19 protein-coding genes and 1 riboswitch are annotated in these 23,749 nt (G+C 70.7%); of the genes, 15 read left to right on the top strand and 4 right to left on the bottom strand.

The features are described from left to right. The first annotated feature begins 14 nt into the window (after window positions 1-14). Window positions 15-803, top strand: a complete 789-nt coding sequence (locus ACGFW6_RS25070; RefSeq protein WP_030952029.1) for an ABC transporter ATP-binding protein — start codon at window positions 15-17, stop codon at window positions 801-803. Beyond that, entirely contained in the window at window positions 800-3,364 is a 2,565-nt protein-coding gene (locus ACGFW6_RS25065; RefSeq protein ID WP_393513916.1) for an ABC transporter permease, read from the top strand. The genes ACGFW6_RS25070 and ACGFW6_RS25065 overlap by 4 nt, the downstream gene beginning before the upstream one ends. A gap of 84 nt (window positions 3,365-3,448) precedes the next feature. Here ACGFW6_RS25065 and ACGFW6_RS25060 read toward each other — a convergent pair whose 3' ends face one another. Further along, window positions 3,449-4,903, bottom strand: coding sequence for a DUF2079 domain-containing protein (locus ACGFW6_RS25060; RefSeq protein WP_393513913.1), 1,455 nt, complete (start codon window positions 4,901-4,903; stop codon window positions 3,449-3,451). A gap of 427 nt (window positions 4,904-5,330) precedes the next feature. On the opposite strand from ACGFW6_RS25060, the gene mfd reads away from it, so the two are divergent. Then, a complete protein-coding gene (gene mfd, locus ACGFW6_RS25055) occupies window positions 5,331-8,861 on the top strand; it encodes a transcription-repair coupling factor (RefSeq protein WP_393513910.1) in 3,531 nt (1,176 codons plus the stop codon). A 54-nt stretch (window positions 8,862-8,915) separates the two neighbouring features. Here mfd and ACGFW6_RS25050 read toward each other — a convergent pair whose 3' ends face one another. Then, the gene (locus ACGFW6_RS25050) at window positions 8,916-9,332 is read right to left on the bottom strand and encodes an SgcJ/EcaC family oxidoreductase (RefSeq protein ID WP_393513907.1); all 417 of its coding nucleotides are present in this window, start codon (window positions 9,330-9,332) and stop codon (window positions 8,916-8,918) included. 81 nt (window positions 9,333-9,413) lie between these two features. Then, a complete protein-coding gene (locus tag ACGFW6_RS25045; protein ID WP_393513904.1) occupies window positions 9,414-9,995 on the bottom strand; it encodes a TetR/AcrR family transcriptional regulator in 582 nt (193 codons plus the stop codon). Window positions 9,996-10,124: 129 nt separating this feature from the next. On the opposite strand from ACGFW6_RS25045, the gene ACGFW6_RS25040 reads away from it, so the two are divergent. Continuing rightward, window positions 10,125-11,006 (top strand): hypothetical protein, encoded by an 882-nt coding sequence (locus ACGFW6_RS25040; protein WP_393513901.1) that lies wholly within the window; start codon window positions 10,125-10,127, stop codon window positions 11,004-11,006. A 161-nt stretch (window positions 11,007-11,167) separates the two neighbouring features. On the opposite strand, the gene ACGFW6_RS25035 is transcribed toward ACGFW6_RS25040, so the two are convergent. Beyond that, window positions 11,168-11,350 carry an antitoxin gene (locus ACGFW6_RS25035; protein WP_393513898.1) on the bottom strand — a complete coding sequence of 61 codons (183 nt, stop codon included), beginning with the start codon at window positions 11,348-11,350 and terminating at the stop codon, window positions 11,168-11,170. Window positions 11,351-11,557: 207 nt separating this feature from the next. On the opposite strand from ACGFW6_RS25035, the gene ACGFW6_RS25030 reads away from it, so the two are divergent. The 11 genes from ACGFW6_RS25030 to ACGFW6_RS24980 all read left to right on the top strand — a co-directional run bounded on the left by ACGFW6_RS25030 (window position 11,558) and on the right by ACGFW6_RS24980 (window position 23,733). After that, a complete protein-coding gene (locus tag ACGFW6_RS25030; RefSeq protein WP_393514202.1) occupies window positions 11,558-12,325 on the top strand; it encodes an HNH endonuclease family protein in 768 nt (255 codons plus the stop codon). A 43-nt stretch (window positions 12,326-12,368) separates the two neighbouring features. Further along, window positions 12,369-13,112, top strand: coding sequence for an N-acetyltransferase (locus tag ACGFW6_RS25025; RefSeq protein ID WP_393513895.1), 744 nt, complete (start codon window positions 12,369-12,371; stop codon window positions 13,110-13,112). A gap of 222 nt (window positions 13,113-13,334) precedes the next feature. Then, the gene (locus tag ACGFW6_RS25020; protein WP_393513893.1) at window positions 13,335-13,973 is read left to right on the top strand and encodes a hypothetical protein; all 639 of its coding nucleotides are present in this window, start codon (window positions 13,335-13,337) and stop codon (window positions 13,971-13,973) included. A gap of 38 nt (window positions 13,974-14,011) precedes the next feature. After that, window positions 14,012-15,505 carry a protein kinase gene (locus ACGFW6_RS25015; RefSeq protein WP_393514199.1) on the top strand — a complete coding sequence of 498 codons (1,494 nt, stop codon included), beginning with the start codon at window positions 14,012-14,014 and terminating at the stop codon, window positions 15,503-15,505. Between the two features lie 172 nt (window positions 15,506-15,677). Beyond that, a complete protein-coding gene (locus ACGFW6_RS25010; protein WP_393513890.1) occupies window positions 15,678-16,322 on the top strand; it encodes a SurA N-terminal domain-containing protein in 645 nt (214 codons plus the stop codon). 535 nt (window positions 16,323-16,857) lie between these two features. Next, a complete protein-coding gene (locus ACGFW6_RS25005; protein WP_393513888.1) occupies window positions 16,858-17,838 on the top strand; it encodes a nucleoside triphosphate pyrophosphohydrolase in 981 nt (326 codons plus the stop codon). Window positions 17,839-17,938: 100 nt separating this feature from the next. After that, window positions 17,939-19,219 (top strand): cytochrome P450, encoded by a 1,281-nt coding sequence (locus ACGFW6_RS25000; protein ID WP_393513885.1) that lies wholly within the window; start codon window positions 17,939-17,941, stop codon window positions 19,217-19,219. Between the two features lie 165 nt (window positions 19,220-19,384). Further along, window positions 19,385-20,443, top strand: a complete 1,059-nt coding sequence (locus ACGFW6_RS24995) for a transglycosylase family protein (protein WP_393513882.1) — start codon at window positions 19,385-19,387, stop codon at window positions 20,441-20,443. A 208-nt stretch (window positions 20,444-20,651) separates the two neighbouring features. Beyond that, window positions 20,652-20,851: riboswitch (cyclic di-AMP (ydaO/yuaA leader) on the top strand. Between the two features lie 4 nt (window positions 20,852-20,855). Then, on the top strand, window positions 20,856-21,542 hold the full coding sequence (locus ACGFW6_RS24990) for a transglycosylase family protein (RefSeq protein ID WP_393513879.1): 687 nt from the start codon (window positions 20,856-20,858) through the stop codon (window positions 21,540-21,542). Window positions 21,543-21,862: 320 nt separating this feature from the next. Then, window positions 21,863-23,149 carry a phosphopyruvate hydratase gene (eno, locus tag ACGFW6_RS24985; protein WP_147999705.1) on the top strand — a complete coding sequence of 429 codons (1,287 nt, stop codon included), beginning with the start codon at window positions 21,863-21,865 and terminating at the stop codon, window positions 23,147-23,149. 110 nt (window positions 23,150-23,259) lie between these two features. Further along, window positions 23,260-23,733, top strand: a complete 474-nt coding sequence (locus ACGFW6_RS24980) for a septum formation initiator family protein (protein WP_393513876.1) — start codon at window positions 23,260-23,262, stop codon at window positions 23,731-23,733. The last annotated feature ends 16 nt before the right edge of the window (window positions 23,734-23,749 follow it).

Raw genomic sequence — 23,749 nt, 5'->3', positions numbered from 1 at the left:
TTAGGAGACATACCGTGACATCGGCTGTGACCATTCCCAGGCACGGGGGTACTGGAGGGCGTACGGCCGTTGCCGCACGGGCGCGGCAGGTCGTCAAGGCGTACGGGTCGGGGGAGACCCGAGTCGTCGCGCTCGACCACGTCGACGTGGACATCGCGCGGGGCCAGTTCACCGCGATCATGGGTCCCTCGGGATCCGGCAAGTCCACGCTCATGCACTGCCTCGCCGGGCTCGACACCGTCACCAGCGGTCAGATCCACCTCGACGAGACCGAGATCACCGGGCTGAAGGACAAGAAGCTCACCCAGCTGCGCCGGGACCGGATCGGCTTCATCTTCCAGGCGTTCAACCTGCTGCCCACGCTGAACGCCCTGGAGAACATCACGCTGCCCATGGACATAGCGGGCCGCAAGCCCGACCGGGCGTGGCTCGGCCGCGTCGTCGACACCGTGGGGCTCTCCGACCGGCTCAAGCACCGGCCGACCCAGCTCTCCGGCGGTCAGCAGCAGCGCGTCGCCGTCGCCCGTGCCCTGGCCGCCCGACCGGAGATCATCTTCGGTGACGAGCCGACCGGAAACCTCGACTCCCGCGCCGGCGCCGAGGTCCTCGGCTTCCTGCGCAGGTCCGTCGACGAGCTCGGGCAGACCATCGTGATGGTCACCCACGACCCCGTCGCCGCCTCGTACGCGGACCGGGTGCTGTACCTCGCCGACGGACGCATCGTCGACGAGATGTACAAGCCGACCGCCGACGCCGTCCTGGACCGCATGAAGGACTTCGACGCGCGGGGGCGTACGTCATGACCGTCCTGAAGACCTCGATGCGCAACTTCTTCGCGCACAAGGGGCGGATGGCGCTGTCGGCCGTGGCGGTGCTGCTGTCGGTGGCCTTCGTGTGCGGGACGCTGGTGTTCACCGACACCATGAACACGACGTTCGACAAGCTCTTCGCGGCCACGTCGTCCGACGTGACGGTCTCCCCGAAGGAGGCCAAGAGCGAGGAGACCCCGCAGAACGGTGTGCCCGAGTCCCTGCCCGCCTCGCTGCTGACGCAGGCGCGGCAGGCCGACGGCGTCAAGTCGGCGGAGGGCGCGGTCAGTTCGATGAACGTGACCGTCGTCAACAGCGAGAACAAGAACATGGGGTCGTCGAACGGCGCCCCCACCATCGCCGGCAACTGGACCAGGAACGACCTGCGGTCCATGGAGATCACCTCCGGACACGCCCCGCGCGGGCCGACCGAGACGATGGTCGACGCCGACACCGCCGACAAGCACGACCTGAAGCTCGGCGACGAACTGCGCACGATCGCGCAGACCGGTGACTTCACGGCGAAGATCGTCGGCATCGCCACCTTCAAGGTGACCAACCCCGGTGCCGCGATCGTCTACTTCGACACCGCCACCGCACAGCGCGAACTGCTCGGCGCCACCGACCGGTTCACGCAGTTCAACGTCACCGCCGCGACCGGCGTCAGCGACGCGCAGCTCAAGCAGAACGTCACGCGCGCCCTGGACGGCACGTACAAGGTCCAGACGCAGCAGGAGACCGCGGACGAGAACCGCAAGGACGTCGGCGAGTTCATGGACGTCATCAAGTACGCCATGCTCGGCTTCGCCGGGATCGCCTTCCTCGTCGGCATCTTCCTGATCATCAACACCTTCTCGATGCTGGTCGCCCAGCGCACCCGCGAGATCGGTCTGATGCGGGCGATCGGATCGTCCCGCAGGCAGGTCAACCGTTCCGTGCTGGTCGAGGCGCTGTTCCTCGGGGTCGTGGGCTCCATCCTCGGCGTCGCCGCCGGTGTCGGCATCGCCGTCGGCCTGATGAAGCTGATGTCGATGGCCGGCATGAACCTCTCCACCGACGACCTCACCGTGAAGATCAGCACCCCGGTCGCCGGTGTGATCCTGGGCGTCGTCGTCACCGTCCTCGCCGCCTACCTGCCCGCCCGCCGGGCCGGCAAGGTCTCCCCGATGGCCGCCCTGCGCGACGCCGGTACGCCGGCCGACGGCAAGGCGGGCTGGATCCGGGGCCTGATCGGCGCGGTGCTCACCGCCGCCGGTGCCTTCGCGCTCTACACGGCCGCCACCGCCGACAAGGCGAGCGACGGCGCGCTGATGCTGGGAGCCGGGGTCGTCCTCTCCCTGATCGGCTTCGTCGTGATCGGTCCGCTGCTGGCGGGCGCGGTCGTCCGGGTGATCAGCGCGGTGCTGCTGCGGGCCTTCGGCCCCGTCGGCCGCATGGCCGAGCGCAACGCGCTGCGCAACCCGCGCCGCACCGGCGCCACCGGCGCGGCCCTGATGATCGGCCTCGCGCTGGTCGCCTGTCTCTCGGTCGTCGGCTCCTCGATGGTCGCCTCGGCCACCAGCGAGCTCGACAAGTCGGTCGGCGCGGACTTCATCGTCCAGGGCAACCAGCGGATCGTGCCGCAGGCCGAGAAGGCGATGGAGCAGAGCCCGGGCCTGGCCCATGTCACCCGCTACAAGACGCTCGAAGCCGAGCTGACCACCCCGGACGGCAAGACCGACGACTCCGGCATCACCGCCGCGGACCCGACGTACGCCGAGGATCTGCGCCGCCCCACCACGGCGGGCACCCTGTCCGCCGCGTACGGCAAGGACGCCATGTCGGTCGGCTCCGACTACGCCAAGAAGCACGGCGTCCGGGTCGGCGACACCATCACCGTCGCCTTCAAGGGCGGTGAGACGGCCGAGCTCAAGGTCGCCGCCATCACCGACGACGACACCTCCATCGACCAGGGGGCGCGCTACACCAGCATCGCCACGATGCAGAAGTACGTCCCCGCGGACCGCGTCCCGCCGAACGAGATCATGTTCGCCAAGGCCGAGGACGGGCAGCAGGACCAGGCGTACGCCGCCCTGAAGAAGTCGCTGGAGCCGTACCCGCAGTACCAGGTGCGCGACCAGACCGACTTCAAGGAGGAGCTCAAGGACCAGGTCGGACAGCTGCTGAACATGGTCTACGGCCTGCTGGCCCTGGCGATCATCGTCGCCGTCCTGGGCGTCGTGAACACCCTGGCCCTGTCGGTGGTGGAGCGCACGCGCGAGATCGGCCTGATGCGGGCGATCGGTCTCTCCCGGCGTCAGCTGCGCCGCATGATCCGCATGGAGTCGGTGGTGATCGCCCTGTTCGGCGCCCTGCTGGGCCTGGGGCTCGGCATGGGCTGGGGCGCGACGGCCCAGAAGCTGCTCGCCCTGGAGGGCCTGAACGTCCTGGAGATCCCCTGGCCGACGATCATCGGGGTCTTCATCGGCTCGGCGTTCGTGGGCCTGTTCGCGGCACTGATCCCGGCGTTCCGGGCGGGCCGGATGAACGTACTGAACGCGATCGCGACCGAATAGCCACCGCATACGGGGGTTGCGGGGGATGGGCCCGGTCCGGAAGGCGCTGCCACCTTCCGACCGGGCCCGGCCGCGTCCGAGGGCTCAGCCGGCGGCCTGCCGCTCCAGGAGGACGACTCCGAAGGCGGTGCCCTTGGTGGTGTACCGGGTGTCGGGGTGCAGGGTCCGGGCGTACGCCTCGACGTCCCGGTGGCGCTTGCGGGAGTTGTCCAGGGCGATGAAGTCGGGCTCGACGCCACGGGTGTTGCTGATCCAGAAGACCCGGCAGCGCGAGGTGAGCCGGCTGATCGGCGCGATGTTCGCCTCGACGGAGGCGCCGTCGGGAACCTCGGCGAGGAGCCGCTCTATCGCGCTCACGCGCGCGGGCTTGCGGTAGATCTCGCTCTCGGTGAGCGCGGCCAGCGGCAGCGACGTGGTCAGCGCGAGGGAGGCGGCCGCGACGGCGGCGGGCAGGTGCCGGACGTACGAACGCAGCCACGCGCGCGTGCTGTGCCGGCAGATCACGAGGGCGTCGACGAGCGCGAACGTGACGACCGGCATCAGGACGGCGCTGTAGTGCCAGTCGGTCCCCCAGTACTGCGGGTAGGCGGAGACGAAGCGCCAGCCGAGCGTGGGCAGGGCGACGAGCAGGACCGGGGAGCGCAGGGCGAGCAGCCCGGTGGTGGGTATCAGGAGCCAGGCGAGCGTACGGAGCTTGGTGTCGAGGCCGTCGAAGGGACCGCCGCCGCCCGGCTCGCTGACCTTGTTCCAGTAGTCGTAGCCGCCGGCGGCGTTGAAGCTCGGTATGACCACGAGCAGGGTCAGCGCGAGGGCCGCCGCGCCGAGGACGGCGACACCGAGCGCCCACCGACTCGCCCGCACCGACTCCTGACGGGCCCGCCAGGCGACGACCAGGGCGATCGCGGTGACGGTGAACCCCAGGTCCTCCTTGACCAGGACCAGCGGAAGCGCCCAGAGCAGAGCGGCCCGCCACCGCCGTGCGAGGAGTGCTTCGAGGCTGAAGGCGATCAGCGGCACGGCGAAGCAGATCTCGTGGAAGTCGAAGTCGACCGCCTGCTGGAGTCCCCACGACAGCCCGTACGCGACACCGATCGCGAACCCCTGCCGCGGCCCGAGCAGCCGGCCCGCGGCCCGTGTGACGGGAACCACGGACAGCGCGAAGAGTGCCGCCTGCGCCACGAGCAGGGTGATCGAGGAGGGGAAGATCCGGTACACCGGCGCCAGCAGCACGGTCACCGGGCTGAAGTGGTCCCCCAGGATGTTGAACCCCGGCCCCTTGAGGTCCGCGATCGGCGCCCGGAGATGCGCGTACGACCGGATGACCTGCTCGAATATCCCCAGGTCCCACGACTTCTGCCCCAGATGCCGGTAACGGCCCACGGAGACGATCAGATACCCGACGAACAGCACGGCAGCCAGCAGCCAGGGCTCACGCCGGCCGGGGACGGGCCCCGCCTGCTCCGCGGGACGCCGGTCGGACGCCGGTATGTGAGGGTCGCAGGACGTACCGGGCGACGCCGGGGGAGCGGGGGTGGGCATGGAGGGACCTTACGCGGTGCGGACTTTTCACCGCCGTTCAGGTTCTTTCAGCCTCTGGAGTGTCTGGGGTGTGTGAGGGACTGACGACAGCCGGTCCGCACCCCTTCAGCCCGGCCGGCGTTTGAGGACGCAGCCGTTCGGGCCGAACCTTTCGGCCGGGCCGCACTCTTTCAGCCCGTCCGGCGTTTGAGGACGAGGCCGTTCGGGCCGACGCGGGGGTCCGGGGGCGGCAGCCCCCAGGGACGGGACGGGTAGGGGCGGCGGGGGCGAGAAAGACCCGACCCCGCAGCGACGCCGACCACGGGAGAACGGACGTTATCCACAGGCCCCGGCGCCCACCCGCGCAGCGACGTACGCTGGAACACCCGGCCCGCCTCCCGCGTCGGGCCCTTCGTGTTGCCCACCCCCTCGGACGGAAGCGCCCTCCATGAGCCTGCACGGTCTGCTCGACGCCGTAGTCAAGGACACCGCCCTCGCGGAAGCGATCACGGCGGCCGCAGACGGCAACCGCATGCACGTCGACCTGGTGGGACCCCCCGCGGCACGCCCGTTCGCGATCGCAGCCCTCGCCCGCGAGTCCGACCGCACGCTCCTGGCGGTCACGGCGACGGGCCGCGAGGCCGAGGACCTGGCCGCGGCCCTGCGCTCCCTGCTGCCGTCGGAGGGCGTGGTGGAGTACCCATCCTGGGAGACCCTGCCGCACGAGCGCCTCAGCCCCCGCAGCGACACCGTCGGCCGCCGCCTCGCGGTGCTGCGCCGCCTCGCCCACCCCAGCTCCGACGACCCCGAGACCGGCCCGGTCTCCGTCGTCGTGGCCCCCGTACGCTCCGTCCTCCAGCCCCAGGTCAAGGGCCTCGGCGACCTGGAACCGGTGGCCCTGCGCACCGGCCGGACCGCCGACCTGGGCGCCGTCGTGGAGGCTCTCGCGGCCGCCGCGTACGCGCGCGTGGAGCTCGTCGAGAAGCGCGGCGAGTTCGCCGTGCGAGGCGGCATCCTCGACGTCTTCCCGCCCACCGAGGAACACCCCCTGCGCATCGAGTTCTGGGGCGACGACATCGAGGAGATCCGCTACTTCAAGGTCGCCGACCAGCGCTCCCTGGAAGTAGCCGAGCACGGCCTGTGGGCGCCGCCCTGCCGCGAGCTCCTCCTCACCGACGACGTCCGCGCCCGCGCGCGTGCCCTCGCCGAGGAGCACCCCGAGCTCGGTGAACTGCTCGGCAAGATCGCCGAGGGCATCGCCGTGGAGGGCATGGAGTCCCTCGCGCCGGTCCTCGTCGACGACATGGAGCTGCTGCTCGACGTCCTGCCCAAGGGCGCCATGACGGTCGTATGCGATCCGGAGCGGGTCCGTACGCGTGCCTCCGATCTCGTCGCGACCTCGCAGGAGTTCCTCCAGGCGTCCTGGGCCGCCACGGCCGGCGGCGGCGAGGCGCCCATCGACGTCGGCGCGGCCTCCCTGTGGTCCATCGCTGACGTCCGTGACCGGGCGCGCGAGCTGGACATGATGTGGTGGTCGGTGTCGCCGTTCGCCGCCGACGAGACGCTCGACGCGGACACCCTCAAGCTCGGCATGCACGCCCCCGAGTCGTACCGCGGTGACACCGCGAAGGCCCTCGCCGACACCAAGGGCTGGCTCGCCGACGGCTGGCGGACGGTCTTCGTGACCGAGGCCCACGGCCCGGCCGCCCGCACGGTCGAGGTGCTCGGCGGCGAGGGCGTCGCGGCCCGCCTGGAGACGGACCTGGGGGAGATCTCCCCGTCGATCGTCCATGTAGCGTGCGGCTCGATCGACTACGGCTTCGTGGACCCGGCCCTCAGACTGGCGGTGCTGACCGAGACCGACCTGTCCGGGCAGAAGGCGGCAGGCAAGGACGGCGCCCGGATGCCGGCCCGCCGCCGCAAGACCATCGACCCGCTCACCCTGGAGACGGGCGACTACATCGTCCACGAGCAGCACGGCGTCGGCCGCTACATCGAGATGGTGCAGCGCACCGTGCAGGGCGCCACGCGCGAGTACCTCGTCGTGGAGTACGCCCCGGCCAAGCGCGGCCAGCCCGGCGACCGGCTGTACATCCCCACCGACCAGCTGGAGCAGATCACCAAGTACGTCGGTGGCGAGGCGCCCACGCTGCACCGTCTGGGCGGCGCCGACTGGACGAAGACGAAGGCGCGGGCCAAGAAGGCCGTCAAGGAGATCGCCGCCGACCTGATCAAGCTCTACAGCGCGCGCATGGCGGCCCCCGGGCACGCCTTCGGCTCGGACACCCCCTGGCAGCGCGAGCTGGAGGACGCCTTCCCGTACGCCGAGACCCCCGACCAGCTGACGACCATCGCCGAGGTCAAGGAGGACATGGAGAAGTCGGTCCCGATGGACCGCCTGATCTGCGGCGACGTCGGTTACGGCAAGACGGAGATCGCGGTGCGGGCCGCCTTCAAGGCGGTACAGGACGGCAAGCAGGTGGCCGTCCTGGTGCCCACGACCCTGCTGGTGCAGCAGCACTTCGGGACGTTCTCCGAGCGCTACTCGCAGTTCCCCGTCAACACCCGGGCCCTGTCCCGCTTCCAGACCGACACCGAGGCGAAGGCGGTCCTGGAGGGCCTGCGCGAAGGCTCGGTGGACATCGTGATCGGCACGCACCGCCTCTTCTCGTCGGAGACCAAGTTCAAGGACCTGGGCCTGGTCATCGTCGACGAGGAGCAGCGCTTCGGCGTCGAGCACAAGGAACAGCTGAAGAAGCTGCGCGCCAACGTCGACGTCCTGACGATGTCCGCGACCCCGATCCCCAGAACCCTGGAGATGGCGGTCACCGGCATCCGCGAGATGTCGACCATCACCACCCCTCCGGAGGAGCGCCACCCGGTCCTGACCTTCGTCGGCCCCTACGAGGAGAAGCAGATCGGCGCCGCGATCCGCCGTGAACTGCTGCGCGAGGGCCAGGTCTTCTACATCCACAACCGCGTCGAGTCGATCGACCGAGCCGCCGCCCGGCTGCGCGAGATCGTCCCCGAGGCGCGTATCGCCACGGCGCACGGCCAGATGTCGGAGCAGGCGCTGGAGCAGGTCGTCGTCGACTTCTGGGAGAAGAAGTTCGACGTGCTCGTCTCGACGACGATCGTCGAGTCCGGCATCGACATCTCCAACGCCAACACCCTGATCGTCGAGCGCGGCGACAACTTCGGCCTGTCCCAGCTGCACCAGCTGCGGGGCCGGGTGGGCCGGGGCCGGGAACGCGGCTACGCGTACTTCCTGTACCCGCCGGAGAAGCCGCTGACGGAGACCGCCCACGAGCGTCTCGCGACCATCGCCCAGCACACCGAGATGGGTGCGGGCATGTACGTGGCCATGAAGGACCTGGAGATCCGCGGCGCCGGCAATCTGCTGGGCGGCGAGCAGTCCGGCCACATCGCGGGCGTCGGCTTCGACCTGTACGTCCGCATGGTCGGCGAGGCGGTCGCGGACTACCGCGCCTCGCTGGAGGGCGGGGTGGAGGAGGAGCCGCCGCTGGAGGTCAAGATCGAGCTCCCCGTCGACGCGCACGTCCCGCACGACTACGCGCCAGGCGAGCGGCTCAGGCTGCAGGCCTACCGCGCCATCGCCTCCGCCAACACGGAGGAGGACATCACCTCCGTGCGCGAGGAGCTCGTCGACCGCTACGGCAAGCTGCCCGAGCCGGTCGAGAACCTCCTCCTGGTGGCGGGCCTGCGCATGCTGGCCCGTGCGTGCGGCGTCGGCGAGATCGTCCTCCAGGGCAACAACATCCGCTTCGCGCCGGTGGAGTTGCGGGAGTCGCAGGAGCTGCGGGTCAAGCGCCTGTACCCGGGCACCGTCATCAAGCCGGCCGTCCACCAGCTTCTGGTGCCCCGCCCGAAGACCGCGAAGGTGGGCGGAAAGCCGCTGGTCGGCCGGGAGTTGCTCGGTTGGGTGGGGGAGTTCCTGGCTTCGGTTCTGGGGTCCTGAGGCCGGGAGCGCGCCCCATGGGGCGGGGGCGCGCGGCGGCGGGGCGTGGTGGCCCTAGTCCGTCCGGACCTCGGTGTTCTGGCAGGCGTGGAGCAGCCATCCGCCGTCGTCCTGCCTGGTCATGACGTACAGCGGGGCGCCCTCGGTGTCGCCTGCCGGTGAGTGGTAGACCTGCCGGACCTTCACGGCCGCGACGTCGGGGCGCAGGAACTGCGTGTGCACGGTCTCGTAGGTGACCTCGCCGTCCCCACTCGCGCCGGGCAGCACGGCCCGGGTGAACTCGGCGATCGCGTCGAGGCCGACGAGGACCTTGCCGTGCGCGGTGGTCCACAGCGCCTCGGGGTGGAAGAGGGCGAGAAAGCCGTCGGGGTCCTTGGCGCGCTGGGTGCGCTCCACGGCGGCGACGACGTCGGCTATGGCGCGGAGGTCGTCCGCCCGTGCGGCGGAGGTGTGCGTGGCTTCGGTGGTCATGCGGATCACTCTGGGACCTCAAGGGGACTTGAGGTCAAGCGCCGTCCGCGGGTTCGCGCGCGGGTTCGCCGCGAGGCCTGTTCAGGCGGTGGTGCGGAACAGCATCGCCGCCAGGGTCCGGAAGATCTCCTCCGGGTCCTGGTCGCCGACCGGGCCGTCCAGGTTGTGGCTGAGCAGCAGGGTGGCGAAGCCGTGCGCCAGGGACCAGGCGGCGACTCCGGCCATACGGGCGTCGATGCCGAGTTCCTCGGGGCGTACCTCGGAGACGGCGCCGCGCAGGGCGTCGCCGGCGAGGGCGCGGGCCGTGGTCAGTTCCAGGTCGTCGGCGCGCAGCAGTTCGGGCGAGAACATCACCTGGAAGTGTGCGGGGTGTTCGCGTGCGAAGCGGACGTACCGCACACCCGCGTCCTTCAGGTCCGCCGCCTCGATGAGCGCGGTCGACAGCAGCCCGAACCCTTCGGCGGCGATCGCCGTGAGCAGCCCGGTGCGGTCCCGGAAGTGATGGGCCGGCGCGGCGTGCGAGACACCGGCACGGCGGGCCAGGTCACGCAGGCTGAGCGCGGACGGGCCGTCGGTGGCGATGACGTCCAGCGCGGTGGTGAGGATGGCGCGCCGCAGGTCTCCGTGGTGGTACGGGCGGCGGGGAGAGGTCTGCTGCGTCATGGCAGCAGCGTACGCGCAATCTAGGCGGCGACAAGTTTTCGGCATCTAGGCGTTGACAAGTTCAGGCGGGGCGGGCAATCTTGTCAGTGTCAAGTTGTGCGGTACAGGATGTCGAAGTGGGGGAGCGTCATGGTGAAGCAGGTCGGCGGTACGGATCCGGGTCGGGTGCGGCAGCTCTGGCATCTGCTGGAGCCGCTGCATGCGGTGCTGTACTACGCGCCGGAGGTCTTCGAGGAGGCCGCCGAGCTCGGGTACGCCACCGAGGAGCGCTGGCCGAGCTACTTCCCCTACCGAGCCGCCCCGTTGGGGGCCGTCGACGCGGAGAGGGTCGCGTCCGCGTTCTACAGCTTCAGCCCGGGCATGGTCGCCGAACACATCGACCCCGCCTGGAAGGTGGCGAGCCCGGAGGCCGTCCTGCGGGCGCGGGTGCGTGGGATCGACCGTGCCTACCGCGCGATGTTCGGCGACCGGGTGGACAGTCCCGAACTGGCCGAGCTCGTGGCCCTGCTCCGCCGTGCGGCCGAGGCGGCGAACACCGCGGGCCGTCCGCTCGCCGCGGCCAACGCCGGCCTGGACTGGCCGGAGGCGCCGCATCTTCAGCTCTGGCACGCGGCGACGATCCTGCGTGAGCACCGCGGTGACGGTCATATAGCCGCCCTGATGGTGGCGGGCCTGGACCCCGTCGAGTCGCTCGTCTCCTTCGCCGCGATCGGCGCCGCGTCCGTCGAGCGCTTCGAAAGCCGCGGCTGGAGCTCCGAGGAATGGGAGTCGGCTCGTGACCGTCTGATCGATCGAGGTCTGGTCGACGCGGACGGAGCGGCCACGGATGCGGGCCGCGAAGTGCGCCGCGCCGTCGAGCAGCACACCGACCGACTCGCCACCGCACCCTGGGACTCGCTCACCGCGGCCGAACTCGACCGGCTCGTCGAACTGCTCGGCGAGTTCTGGGTGGCGGTGCTGTCCTCCGGGCTGCTGCCCTCGGAGACGACGCTGGGGATCGGGAAGGTGTGACGGGGATTCGGCGGCTCGCGTCGCCGGCTGACGGGTGACTCCCGCTCGCGCGAAGCCGCCCGCGGGAGGTGTCTCCGTCCGCGGACGGCCCGTGCTTGTCAGGGCGGTCCATCAAGGCGCTTCGGTGACCGTCCGACCTCGGTCCCGCGTGGGCTCGGGTCCTACTGCTGGTCGGGCTTGTCGCGGTCCATGCCGAGTTCGCGCTCCATCCTCTGCTGCGCCTGGTCGACCTGGCCCTCGTGCTTGTTGCCCGTCCTCTCGTTGACCTTCCGCTCCGCGGTGTCGGACATGTCCCTTGCCTTGTCCTGCGCCTGGCGGTTCTTGAACCTGTCGAAGATGCCCATCCAGAGCTCCTTCCCGAGGTGATTCATCACCGACGATACGCCCGAGTTGCGAAGTATGCGCGATTGGGTCCTTTCATGCCCGGGACCGCCGTCCCCGGCCCTCCCGAATGCCGCCGTGCGCCGGGTCGCTACCGTGTGCGCGACGGGTTACCAGGGAAAACCGCCTGTGCGGGGCGGAACGCACAGTATGGGGAGGGGCGCATCGTGATGCGTCTGAAGGGCGGGGCGGCGAGCGCCGCGGCGATGCTCGGAACGGTGCTGGTCCTGGCGGGCTGCGAGAACGTCGATCTGCCCGTGGACGACGGGCCCTCCGGCGCCGTACCGGCCGAGGGATCCGGCCGTGCCGTGAGCCCGCTGGACAACGCCGACGGCACGAAACCCGGTCTCGCGCCGCTCACTTCGGATGCCGACCGGTCCGAGGCGCGGGCTCTGATCGAGAAGGTGGCGACCAAGGGCCGCGGCCCCAGGACGGGGTACGACCGGGACGAGTTCGGCTACGCGTGGATGGACTCGGCGCCGGGCGGCGTCCCGTTCTCCCGCAACGGCTGCGACACCCGCAACGACCTCCTGCAGCGCGACGGCGAGGACGTCCGCCACCGTTCCGGCTCGGACTGTGTCGTGGCCTCCATGACGCTGCACGACCCGTACACGGGCCGGACGATCGAGTGGACCAAGTCCAGGGCGACGACCGTGCAGATCGACCACGTCATGCCGCTGTCGTACGACTGGCAGATGGGCGCCTCCCGCTGGCCCGAGGGCAAGCGTCAGGACATCGCCAACGACCCCCTCAACCTCATGCCGGTCGACGGCCCGACCAACAGCTCCAAGGGCGACTCCGGACCCGCGTCCTGGCTCCCCCCGAACAAGAGCATCCGCTGCTCGTACGCGGTGCGCTTCGCCCAGGTGTCACTGAAGTACGAACTTCCGGTCACCGGCGCCGACAAGGAGACGATGCTGCGCCAGTGCGGCGGCTGAAAACGGGTTTCCGGCGCGGACGCCGCCCGCCTACGGTTCCGGCATGGAACTGAAGGTGTCGAGCCTCGCGGAACGTCCGGAGATGCTTGAAGCGGTCCTGGAGATGCCGGACACATGGCCGGAGTTCGTCGTCCACGACCCCGTCGGCAACGCGCACTACGCCCGGATCCCGCGCGAGTTCCCCGAGTACGCGCTGTTCGCGGAGGACGAGCGCGGTGAGGTGGTCGCGCACGCGTTCAGCGTGCCGTTCGCCCTCGGCGCCGAGGGCCGCGGCCGGCTGCCCGCACGGGGCTGGGACGAGGTGCTGGTGTGGGCCTTCGCCGACCTGCGCGGCGGCGTCCGTCCCGACACCGTCAGCGCCATCTCCGTCGTCATCGCCCCGCACGCGCTCGGCGGCGGGCTGTCCGCGCGCATGCTCGGCGCGATGCGCGCCAACGCCCGCGCCCACGGCTTCACCGAGGTCGTCGCCCCGGTCCGCCCCAACGCCAAACACCTCGAACCGCGCACCCCCATCGAGGAGTACGCCCACCGGGTGCGCCCCGACGGCCTGCCCCACGACCCCTGGCTGCGCGTCCACGCCCGGGCCGGAGCCACGATCGACTCCATCGCCCCGGCCTCCATGACCGTCGCCGGATCGCTGGAGCAGTGGCGCCACTGGACCGGGCTGCCCTTCGACGTCCCGGGCGAGGTCGAGGTGCCCGGTGCGCTGGTTCCGGTGCGGTGCGAACCGGAGCGCGGTTACGCGGTGTACGTCGAGCCCAACGTGTGGATGCGGCACCCGGTCTGAGCCCCGCGGCGGGCGTGCGCGTCCGGCAGGGCCGGAAGGCGAGGCTCCGCGCGACCTGCGCCGTCGCGGGAAGTGATCAGCACGACAACGGTTCGGTACAACCGGTGACCCTATGTCGGTGTCGACCTATACGCTCGAAGCGACAATCGCACGACCGAGGTTGTCCCGTACCGGGCAGGGTCGGTCGACCCCGCGCGCCCACCTCAGGCATCAGGAGCAGTCATGCAAGGCCACGGCTATCCGCAGCCGGTGAACCAGCCACCGCCCACGGGCTGGCTGGTCTTCCTGCGCGTGGTGTTCGTCGTGATGTCGGTGCTGAGCTTCGGCCTGCTGATGTGGGTGATGATGCTGCGCCTGGCCATCGTGACCCGCCGCGCGCTCGACTGGTGCCTGTTCACGGCGTCGATCGTGGTGGAGTTCCTCGGCCTGTACCTGATGGGCTCCGAGCCGGGCGACGAGATCCACAGCGTCGGCGGCTGGACCGGCCTCGTCCTCGTCCTGGGCGGCATGGTGGCCGCGATCGCGTACTACCTCGCCGCGGACATACGTCACTTCCACCAGCTCCGCTTCAGCGGCTACAGCGGACAGCGGCCGACGTCCCCGGCCTACGGCTACCCGCAGGCCCAGTCGCCGTACACCGCCACGACGGTGCCGCAGTCGCCGCCGATACCCCAGACGCCCGTGCCCCGCACGCCGATGCCCAACACGCCGATGTCCAACACGCCCGCGCCGCCTCCCACGCCCCCGCAGCGCCCCGCGCCCGCGCGCATCGACCAGGTGCGAGCCGAGCTCGACGAGCTCAGTGACTACCTGCGCAAGCACGACACCCGCCAGGACGGCGACCACGAGAGCGGAAGGTGACCGTGACGACAGGACGTGTCGTCGCCGGCCGCTACGCCCTGTCGGCGCTCATCGGACAGGGCGGCATGGGCCAGGTCTGGACGGCGTACGACCAACGGCTCGACCGGCGCGTGGCGGTGAAGCTCCTGCGCCCCGACAAGGTGGCCGGGCAGGAGGCGGACGAACTGCGCCGCCGGTTCGTGCGTGAGTGCCGGGTGACCGCACAGGTCGACCACCCCGGGCTGGTCACGGTGCACGACGCGGGCAGCGAGGGCGAGGAGCTGTTCCTCGTCATGCAGTACGTCGACGGCGTCGACCTCTCCGCACATCTCGCCGCGCGCGACCCGTACCCCTGGCAGTGGGCTGTGGCGGTCGCCGCGCAGCTGTGCGCCGTGCTGAGCGCCGTGCACGCGGTGCCGATCGTCCACCGCGACCTCAAGCCCCGCAACCTGATGGTGAAGCAGGACGGCACCGTCACCGTCCTCGACCTCGGTGTCGCCTCCGTCATGGACGCCGACACCACCCGCCTCACCCACACCGGCACGCCCATCGGCTCGCCCGCCTACATGGCCCCCGAGCAGGCGATGGGCGGCGCGGTCGGCCCGTACACCGACCTGTACGCGCTGGGTGTGCTGATGCACGAACTCCTCAGCGGAGACGTGCCGTTCTCCGGCTCGACCGCGCTCGGCGTGCTGCACCGGCATCTGTACGAGCCGCCGGTGCCCGTGCGCCGCGTCCGCCCCGAGGTCCCCGAGGCGCTCGAAGCGCTGGTCCTGCGCCTGCTCGCGAAGGACCCGCAGCACCGGCCCGCCTCCGCCCAGCAGGTGTACGAGGACCTGGAGTCGCTGCTGCCCGCGCGCGGCACCCATCTGGGAGCGCCGCTGGACCCCACCCGCCCCTTCCTGCGCCCGCACGCCCCCTGGCCCGACCGGGCGCGCACCCCCGCGCCCCAGCCGGCGCCCGCCACCCCGGTCACGCCCGCCGACGAGAAGGCCGATGTCGCGCGGGCCGTCGACGAGGTCAAGCGGCTGCTCGGCGAGGGCCGTATCACCCAGGCCGTCGACATCCTCGGCGCGATCCTGCCCACGGCGGCAGAACAGCACGGCGAGCACTCCCCGGTGGTGCGCTCCCTGCGCAAGCAGTACGCGGCCACGCTCATGGACGACGGCCAGTACCGGCGCGCGCTGCCCGAACTGCGCCGCCTCGCCGACGAACGCGCCTCCGAGGCCGGCCAGGCCGACCCGCAGGCCCTGCGCTTCCGCTACGACGTCGCCCAGTGCCTGGAACAGCTCGGCCAGCCGGCCGCCGCGCTCACCGAGTACCGGGCACTGCTGCCGTACTACGAGAACCAGTACGTCTCCGGCGACCCCGAGCTCGCCCACGACGTCCGCCGCCGCATCGGACACCTCCTGCTCGCCGTGGGCGACCGCCCCGCGGCCCATGACACCCTGGCCCGCCTGCTGATGGACGTCGAGCGCCTGCACGGCCCCGGCCACCCGGTCGCGACGGAGGTCCGGCGCACCCTGCAGTGGCTGGGGCAGGTGCGCGGCTAGGCCGACGGACCGGTGCCCCTCATGGGCCGGCCCCCGCTCGGCGCGGTGCGGCGGTGCCTGAAGTCCTGGTGAATCGTTGGTCCAATGGGTTGGCCAGAGCTTGCCCACTGCCTACCATCGATCACCGCAAGACTTTGTGCACCGTCGCACAAGCTCTCCTCGGGAGGTCTCCTTGCACCGCCGCCGTCGCACCGCGCTTCTCCTCTCCGCCGCGATCGTCGCGGCACCTCTGCTCACCGCCTGCGGAAACGACGCGCACCCCGGCGCGGCGGCCGTCGTCGGCGACGAGCGGATCACCGTGTCGCAGCTGGAGAACAGGGTGAGCGAGGTCCGCACGGCCCAGCGCGACGCCGTACCGGACGAGGCCGCGTACGCGCAGGTCATCGCGAAGTCGGGCACGCTCCCGCGCGACGTCCTGCACAACATGGTCCTGGACGAGGTGCTGCACAAGGCCGCCAAGGACGCCGGGGTGAGCGTCACCCGCAAGGAGATCCAGCAGATGCGCGCCGACCTGGAGGGCCAGGTCGGCGGCGCCAAGGCCCTGGAGACCGCCTGGCTCCAGCAGTACGGCATCCCGCCGCAGCGACTCGACGAGAACCTCCGCCTCCAGCTGGAGGCCCAGAAGCTCGCCACCGTCCTCGGCACCGACACCGGCAAGCCGGCCTTCTGGAACGCCCTGGCCGCCGCCTCCAAGCAGCTCGACATCGACGTCAACCCGCGCTACGGCACCTGGGACGTCCAGAAGAGCAGCCGCGCCGACGCGAAGACGCCGTGGGTGCGCGAGGTGACGGCGGCGGGGGCACAGCCCGCGATGTGACGGCAGCCCCGGGCGGGCGGGCGCGTGCTGTGCGGCAGCCCCATGGCGGGCGCGCGACGTGCGGCAGCCCCGTGGCGGGCGCGCGATGTGACGGCAGCCGTCCCGGGCGCACCGTGTGACGGCAGCCGTCCCGAGCGCACCGTGTGACGGCAGCCGTCCCGAGCGCACCGTGTGACGGCAGCCCGCGGAGGCCCGTCTGTGACGGCAGCCGCGGGGCCCTGTCTGTGACGGCAGCCCGCGGAGGCCCTGCCTGTGACGGCACCCCGCGGAGGCCCTGCGTGTGACGGCAGCCGCAGAGGCCCTGCGTGTGACGGCAGCCGCAGGGCCCCTGCCTGTGACGGCAGCTGCGTAAGCCGTGTCATGTGAAGGCAGCCGAGGTGGCCACCCGACCGACCGACCGACCGGCCGGGCGGCGCGGCCCCGCCCGCCGCGGGAAGGGGCAGCCCGGCTCCACGGTCTGTGGACAACGCCGCAGCGGCCGCCCGGCCTGTGGATAACTCGGGGACTTGTGGGTCGCTTGGGTTACGTTCGGATCGTGAACGCAACCAGTCCCGAAGCCACTGCCCCCGGCCGCATCGTCCTGCTCACCACCAGCCACCGCGTCGCCCCCGGCCTGCTGTCCTGGCCCGCGTGGCAGGCGCTGCGCTCCGCCGACCGCGTGCTGTGCGCGGACGGCGCCCACCCGCAGCTGCCGTATCTGCGCGAGGCCGGGATACCGGTCGACGAGGCCGCTCCGACCGCCGAGGAACTGATCGACGCGTGCGCCGGCGGCCGCACGGCCGTGGTCGTGGCGACCGGCGAGGGCGAGCCCGCGCTCACCGACGGCCTCGCCCGCCTGGCCGGCACGGGCCGCGTCGCGATGCCGGAACTGGAACTGCTCCCCGCCTCCTACGACCTCCCCGGCGCCCGCCTCCTCGACCTCGTCCAGGTCATGGACCGCATCCGCGTCGAGTGCCCGTGGTCCTCCCAGCAGACCCACAAGGGCCTGGCGAAGTACGGCATCGAGGAGGCCTACGAGCTCGTCGAGGCGATCGAGGACGGCGACCGCGACGAACTGCGCGAGGAACTGGGCGACGTCCTGCTCCAGGTGGTCTTCCACTCCCGCATCGCCGAGGAGGACCCGGAGTCCCCCTTCTCCATCGACGACGTGGCCGGCGGCATCGTCACCAAGCTCATCCACCGCCACCCCCATGTCTTCGGCGACGAGACGGCGACGACCCCGGAAGAGGTCAAGGAGCACTGGCTGCGCACGAAGGCGCAGGAGAAGCGCCGGGAGTCGGTGACGGAGGGCATCCCCCTGGGCCAGCCGGGCCTGGCCCTCGCGGCGAAGCTGGCGTCCCGGGTCCGCACGGCGGACCTGGACGTTCCGCTGCCGACCGGTGAGGGCATCGGGTACGAGTTGCTCGCGATGGCGGTCCGCGCGGAGGCGGCCGGGGTGGACCCGGAGGCGGCTCTGCGGGTCGCGGCCAGGGCGTACCGGGACGCGGTACGGGTGGCGGAAGGGGTGTCCTCGTAGCGCCGGCAGCCACATGAAGGCAGCCACATGAAGGCCGGAGCCGTGCCTCCATCCGGAGACCGTCTCCGCACCCCTCTCCCCCTCCGGATACCGTCAAGGAGTGACCAACCAGCCCCACCCCCCGACCCCCCTCACCGAGGCCCCGGAACTCTTCACCTGGGAGTTCGCGACGGATCCCTACCCCGCCTACGCCTGGCTCCGTGAACACGCCCCCGTTCACCGGACCCGGCTGCCCAGCGGGGTGGAGGCCTGGCTGGTCACCCGGTACGCCGACGCCAAGCAGACGCTCGCCGACAACCGGCTCTCCAAGAACCCCGCTCACCACGACGAGCCCGCGCACGCCAAGGGCAAGACGGGTATCCCGGGGGAGCGCAAGGCCGAGTTGATGACGCATCTGCTCAACATCGACCCGCCGGACCACACGAGGCTTCGCCGGCTCGTCTCCAAGGCCTTCACGCCCCGCAGGGTCGCCGAGTTCACGCCACGGGTGCAGGAGCTCACCGATCAGCTCATCGACCGTTTCGCGGCGGAGGGGAGCGCCGACCTCATCCATGAGTTCGCCTTCCCCCTGCCCATCTACGCGATCTGCGACCTGCTCGGCGTTCCGCGCGAGGACCAGGACGACTTCCGGGACTGGGCGGGCATGATGATCCGGCACCAGGGCGGCCCCAGAGGCGGCGTCGCACGGTCCGTGAAGAAGATGCGCGGTTATCTGGCCGACCTCATCCACCGCAAGCGAGAGGCACTTCCGGCCACCCCCGACCCGGGCGAGGACCTCATCTCCGGTCTCATCCGCGCCTCCGACCACGGTGAGCACCTCACCGAGAACGAGGCCGCGGCCATGGCCTTCATCCTGCTGTTCGCCGGCTTCGAGACGACCGTGAACCTCATCGGCAACGGCACCCTCGCCCTGCTCACCCACCCCGAACAGCGCGCCCGCCTCCAGACCTCCCTGGCCGCCCACGACACCGCTCTCCTGGAGACCGGCGTCGAGGAACTCCTGCGCTACGACGGCCCGGTCGAACTCGCCACCTGGCGTTTCGCCACCGAGCCGCTCACCGTCGGCGGGCAGGACATCGCGGCCGGCGACCCCGTCCTGGTCGTCCTGGCCGCCGCCGACCGTGACCCGGAGCGGTTCGCCGACCCCGACGTCCTCGACCTCGGCCGTCGCGACAACCAGCACCTCGGCTACGGCCACGGCATCCACTACTGCCTCGGCGCCCCGCTCGCCCGTCTGGAGGGCCAGACCGCCCTCGCCACCCTTCTCACCCGCCTCCCGGATCTCCGACTCGCTGTGGAGCCGCAGGAGTTGAGGTGGCGCGGCGGGCTCATCATGCGCGGACTGCGCACGCTTCCGGTGGAGTTCACCCCTGTTGGGTGAGTACGTCCGCCTCCGTAAACGTGACACGCGCTCATGTCTGTGATCTTCACGTGATCTACGCGGCATTAACTTGTGACAAGTGATCGTCTGCCTATACGTTCACGGATCAACAAGGCGCAGAGGTTTACGCGCCGTGTTCAGTGCTGCCTCGCGAAAGGTCCCCGCATGCTCTCCGGGAACGGTCGTCACCGTCGCCCCCGTCAGGCTCCGGCTCTCCTCGTCGCGGCCGGAGTCACCGGGTCCGCGATCGCCATCCCGCTCCTCGGCGCCACCGGCGCGAGCGCCGCCGACGGCACCGTGTGGGACAAGGTCGCCGAATGCGAGAGCGGAGGCTCGTGGAGCGCCGACAACGGCGACGGGCACTACGGCGGCCTCCAGTTGACCCAGGACGACTGGGAGCGGTACGGCGGTCTCGACTACGCCTCCAGCCCCGACCTGGCCAGCCGCTCGCAGCAGATAGCCGTGGCCCAGGAGATCCTCGCGGACCAGGGGACCAGGCCCTGGGGTACCTGCGCGGTGCTCAACGGCCTCACCAAGAAGTCCGGATCGGTCGACCTCGACACCGGGGTGGAGGACGACTCGCCCTCCGCAGTGTCCGGATCCTCCGGATTGCTCGATTCGTCCAACTCGTCGAATTCATCGGATTCGTCGTCGGAGTCCGACTCTTCCGACTCCAGTGGCGCCTCCGAGTCGTCGACGCCCTCCGGTGATCCTTCGGAGTCGGCGAGCGGCACCCCGGATGCTTCGTCCGAATCGCCCGGGAAGTCCTCTTCCTCGCCCTCTTCGTCCGGTAAGTCCGAGAAGCCCTCGACGTCCGATGCGTCCCCCGAAGCGAGCGCCTCGCAGTCACCGGAGAGCTCGCCGACCGAGGCGGCCAATGCGGACAATGAGGACAACTGGTCCCAGGATGCGGGCTTCTGGAGCCTCGTCGACACCGGTTCGGTCGACGGCGCGGCCGAGGGTGCGGTCGAGGAGGCGACGGCCGGCACCGGCCGGCACCGCGGCCCCAGCGCCGAGGAGAGTGACAGCGCCGAGGTGACCACCAAGTCCACCGGGCGCCACGCCTCGTACAAGGTCCGCGAGGGCGACACGCTCGCCTCCATCGCCGACTCCCTTGACCTCGACGGCGGATGGCGCGCGCTGTACCAGGCGAACAAGAAGGCCATCGGCACCGACGCGGACCACATCTCCCCCGGTCAGACCCTGGACGTCCCCGTCGCATAGTGGTCGAACAGGGCGAAAAACTGGGCCAGTTCGCGTCACGTTTCGCGGCTAATGTCCGATTGATCAGCAGTGAGAGATAGATCTCAGAAGCCCTGATCGTCTTTGTAAATCCGCGAATCGCGTGTCTACGGTCGTGACCGCTCGCCTCCAGTGCGAGCCCCGACAGCCGTCACGCCGAATCCTGCCGGCGGCCGTACGGGAACAGTCGTCGCGTCAAGCGCCGTAGGCAGGAGCGGGGGACCCAAGGTTTGCGCCGGGTCCGGCAGTTGAGGCCTTTCGAGGCCGCACCGCCGGAGCCGGCTCGGGGTGAAGCCGCGCAGCGGGAGCCGAGAGGCGAACGTGCGCGGCCGGGCAACTCAACCGGCCCGAACCCGACAGCTCACCTCGTAGGCGTCGGTGAGGGGATCCAACCATGCTGTTTTCCAGCAAGGGCAAGCACCGTCGTCCGTCCAAGGCCGCCCGTGCCATCGCCGTCGTCGGCGTCACCGGTGCCGCCGCCGTCGCCGCCCCGCTGATGGCCGCCGGCAACGCCTCGGCCGCCACCGCCTCCGAGTGGGACGCTGTCGCCCAGTGCGAGGCCGGCGGCAACTGGTCGATCAACACCGGCAACGGCTACTACGGCGGTCTGCAGTTCTCCGCCTCCACCTGGGCCGCGTACGGCGGCACGGCGTACGCCTCCACCGCCGACCAGGCCACCAAGGCCCAGCAGATCGAGATAGGCGAGAAGGTCCTCGCGGGCCAGGGCAAGGGTGCCTGGCCGAACTGCGGCACCGGCCTGTCGAGCGCCGCGTACAACGGCTCCTCCGCCGGCTCCTCGCAGAGCACCGAGTCCACCACCCGCTCCTCCGAGCAGCAGTCGGCCTCCCGCTCCGCCGACCGCCCGGCCGCCAAGAAGAGCACCAAGACCGTCACCACCCCGACCGGCAAGAAGGTCAAGAAGGGCGACGGCGAGTACAAGGTCGCCAAGGGTGACACCCTCAGCTCGATCGCGGCCGAGCACGACGTCAAGGGCGGCTGGGAGAAGCTCTTCAAGCTGAACAAGGACATCGTCGAGGACGCCAACCTGATCTACCCGGGTCAGCAGCTGCACCTCAAGTAAGAGGGCGCGGCCACGGCGAACACGCGGCCGACAGCTGAACCACAGCGCCCTCACATCCGTGGACCTCATAGTGAGGGCGTCGTGCGGACCACCCCCGTCCCCACGAACACCCCGCCTCGGTGCGTTTTCCCCCGTACGCACCGGGGCGGGGCTCTTTCTTGTGTGCGGTTGTGTGCGGACGTTTTTGTTCCGTTCGGAAACAATTTACTCTCGGTTCTGTCCACGGGGCGGTCGACCGCTGGTCTGACGCCCGGAGCCGGTTAGGCTCGTCTCGCAGTCCCACCGCGGACCGCGTACCCGCGTCACATCCCAAGAAGGAGATGCTCGTGCCGTCCATCGACGTCGTCGTAGCCCGGGAAATCCTGGACTCCCGAGGCAATCCCACGGTCGAGGTCGAGGTCGGCCTCGACGACGGCAGCACGGGTCGTGCCGCCGTCCCGTCCGGCGCCTCCACGGGCGCCTTCGAGGCCATCGAGCTCCGCGACGGTGACCCGAACCGCTACCAGGGCAAGGGTGTCGAGAAGGCCGTCCTCGCCGTCATCGAGCAGATCGGCCCGGAGCTCGTCGGCTACGACGCCACCGAGCAGCGCCTGATCGACCAGGCCATGTTCGACCTGGACGCCACCGACAACAAGGGCTCCCTCGGCGCCAACGCCATCCTCGGCGTCTCCCTCGCCGTCGCGCACGCCGCCTCCGAGGCGTCGGACCTGCCGCTGTTCCGCTACCTCGGTGGCCCGAACGCGCACCTGCTGCCCGTCCCGATGATGAACATCCTCAACGGCGGATCCCACGCGGACTCCAACGTCGACATCCAGGAGTTCATGATCGCCCCGATCGGCGCGGAGTCCTTCTCCGAGGCGCTGCGCTGGGGCACCGAGGTCTACCACACCCTCAAGAAGGTGCTGAAGGGCCGCGGCCTGTCCACCGGCCTCGGCGACGAGGGCGGCTTCGCCCCGAACCTCGGCTCCAACCGTGAGGCCCTCGACCTCATCCTCGAAGCGATCAAGGAAGCCGGCTACGCGCCCGGCGAGCAGATCGCCCTCGCGCTCGACGTCGCCGCCTCCGAGTTCTACAAGGACGGCAAGTACCTCTTCGAGGGCAAGGAGCGCTCCGCCGCCGAGATGACGGAGTACTACGAGGAGCTCGTGGCGGCCTACCCGCTCGTCTCCATCGAGGACCCGCTGTTCGAGGACGACTGGGCCGGCTGGAAGGTCCTCACCGACAAGCTGGGCGACAAGGTCCAGATCGTCGGCGACGACCTCTTCGTCACCAACCCCGAGCGCCTGGCCCGCGGCATCGACGACGGCGCCGCCAACGCGCTCCTCGTCAAGGTCAACCAGATCGGCTCGCTCACCGAGACCCTCGACGCCGTCGAGCTCGCCCAGCGCAGCGGCTTCAAGTGCATGATGTCCCACCGCTCCGGCGAGACCGAGGACGTCACCATCGCCGACCTGGCCGTCGCCACCAACTGCGGCCAGATCAAGACCGGCGCCCCGGCCCGCTCCGAGCGCGTCGCCAAGTACAACCAGCTGCTGCGCATCGAGGAGATCCTCGACGACGCCGCGGTGTACGCCGGCCGCAGCGCCTTCCCGCGCTTCAAGGGCTGACCTCACCTGACCCCACCTGGGTAAGGCTTAGCCAGTCGTACGTACGTCCCCGTACTCGGTCCCGTACCGTGTGCGGGGACGTATGCACGTGAAAGGGGAGGCGAGAGCCGATGGCCGTCAAGGACCGGGACCGTTTCTCCACCGCGACCAGGATCCGGTTGCTCGGCGAGCAGACGGCGGCCCGCGTCTACCGCTCCCAGACCAAGCGGCAGGCCCGGCGCTCCCGGCTCACCGGACGCGCCGCGCTGCTCGCCCTGGTGGTCTGCTCCCTCGTCGTGGCGCTGGCCTACCCCATAAGGCAGTACGTCTCCCAGCGCGCCGAGATCGCCGACCTCCAGCGGGAGAAGGAGGAGGCCGCCCAGCGCGTCGAGGACCTGCGTGACATCAAGGCACGCTGGCAGGACGACGCGTACGCCGAGCAGCAGATCCGGCAGCGGCTGCACTATGTGATGCCGGGGGAGACCGGCTACATCGTGGTCGACCCGGACGCGGCGAAGAAGTCGCGGACCGACCGGAGCGCGGCCGACCGCCCCTGGTACGCGAACATCTGGGACGGGGTCGACAAGGCCGACGCCGCCCAGTGAGAACCGAACCGATAGA

This window comes from Streptomyces sp. Y7 (genome assembly GCF_043195415.1).
GTDB lineage: Bacteria > Actinomycetota > Actinomycetes > Streptomycetales > Streptomycetaceae > Streptomyces.
Note: the sequence above shows the minus strand (reverse complement) of the source record. Positions and strands in the feature narration are given on the sequence as shown.

Bases quoted from the DNA above. Each gene is read 5' to 3' on its own strand.
- mfd (WP_393513910.1), top strand. From the start codon at position 5,331: ATGAGCCTGCACGGTCTGCTCGACGCCGTAGTCAAGGACACCGCCCTC.
- eno (WP_147999705.1), top strand. From the start codon at position 21,863: ATGCTCGTGCCGTCCATCGACGTCGTCGTAGCCCGGGAAATCCTGGAC.
- ACGFW6_RS25045 (WP_393513904.1), bottom strand. From the start codon at position 9,995: ATGACGCAGCAGACCTCTCCCCGCCGCCCGTACCACCACGGAGACCTG.
- ACGFW6_RS24980 (WP_393513876.1), top strand. From the start codon at position 23,260: ATGGCCGTCAAGGACCGGGACCGTTTCTCCACCGCGACCAGGATCCGG.
- ACGFW6_RS25050 (WP_393513907.1), bottom strand. From the start codon at position 9,332: ATGACCACCGAAGCCACGCACACCTCCGCCGCACGGGCGGACGACCTC.
- ACGFW6_RS25035 (WP_393513898.1), bottom strand. From the start codon at position 11,350: ATGGGCATCTTCGACAGGTTCAAGAACCGCCAGGCGCAGGACAAGGCA.
- ACGFW6_RS24990 (WP_393513879.1), top strand. From the start codon at position 20,856: ATGCTGTTTTCCAGCAAGGGCAAGCACCGTCGTCCGTCCAAGGCCGCC.
- ACGFW6_RS25065 (WP_393513916.1), top strand. From the start codon at position 800: ATGACCGTCCTGAAGACCTCGATGCGCAACTTCTTCGCGCACAAGGGG.
- ACGFW6_RS24995 (WP_393513882.1), top strand. From the start codon at position 19,385: ATGCTCTCCGGGAACGGTCGTCACCGTCGCCCCCGTCAGGCTCCGGCT.
- ACGFW6_RS25040 (WP_393513901.1), top strand. From the start codon at position 10,125: ATGGTGAAGCAGGTCGGCGGTACGGATCCGGGTCGGGTGCGGCAGCTC.
- ACGFW6_RS25060 (WP_393513913.1), bottom strand. From the start codon at position 4,903: ATGCCCACCCCCGCTCCCCCGGCGTCGCCCGGTACGTCCTGCGACCCT.
- ACGFW6_RS25020 (WP_393513893.1), top strand. From the start codon at position 13,335: ATGCAAGGCCACGGCTATCCGCAGCCGGTGAACCAGCCACCGCCCACG.
- ACGFW6_RS25025 (WP_393513895.1), top strand. From the start codon at position 12,369: ATGGAACTGAAGGTGTCGAGCCTCGCGGAACGTCCGGAGATGCTTGAA.
- ACGFW6_RS25030 (WP_393514202.1), top strand. From the start codon at position 11,558: ATGCGTCTGAAGGGCGGGGCGGCGAGCGCCGCGGCGATGCTCGGAACG.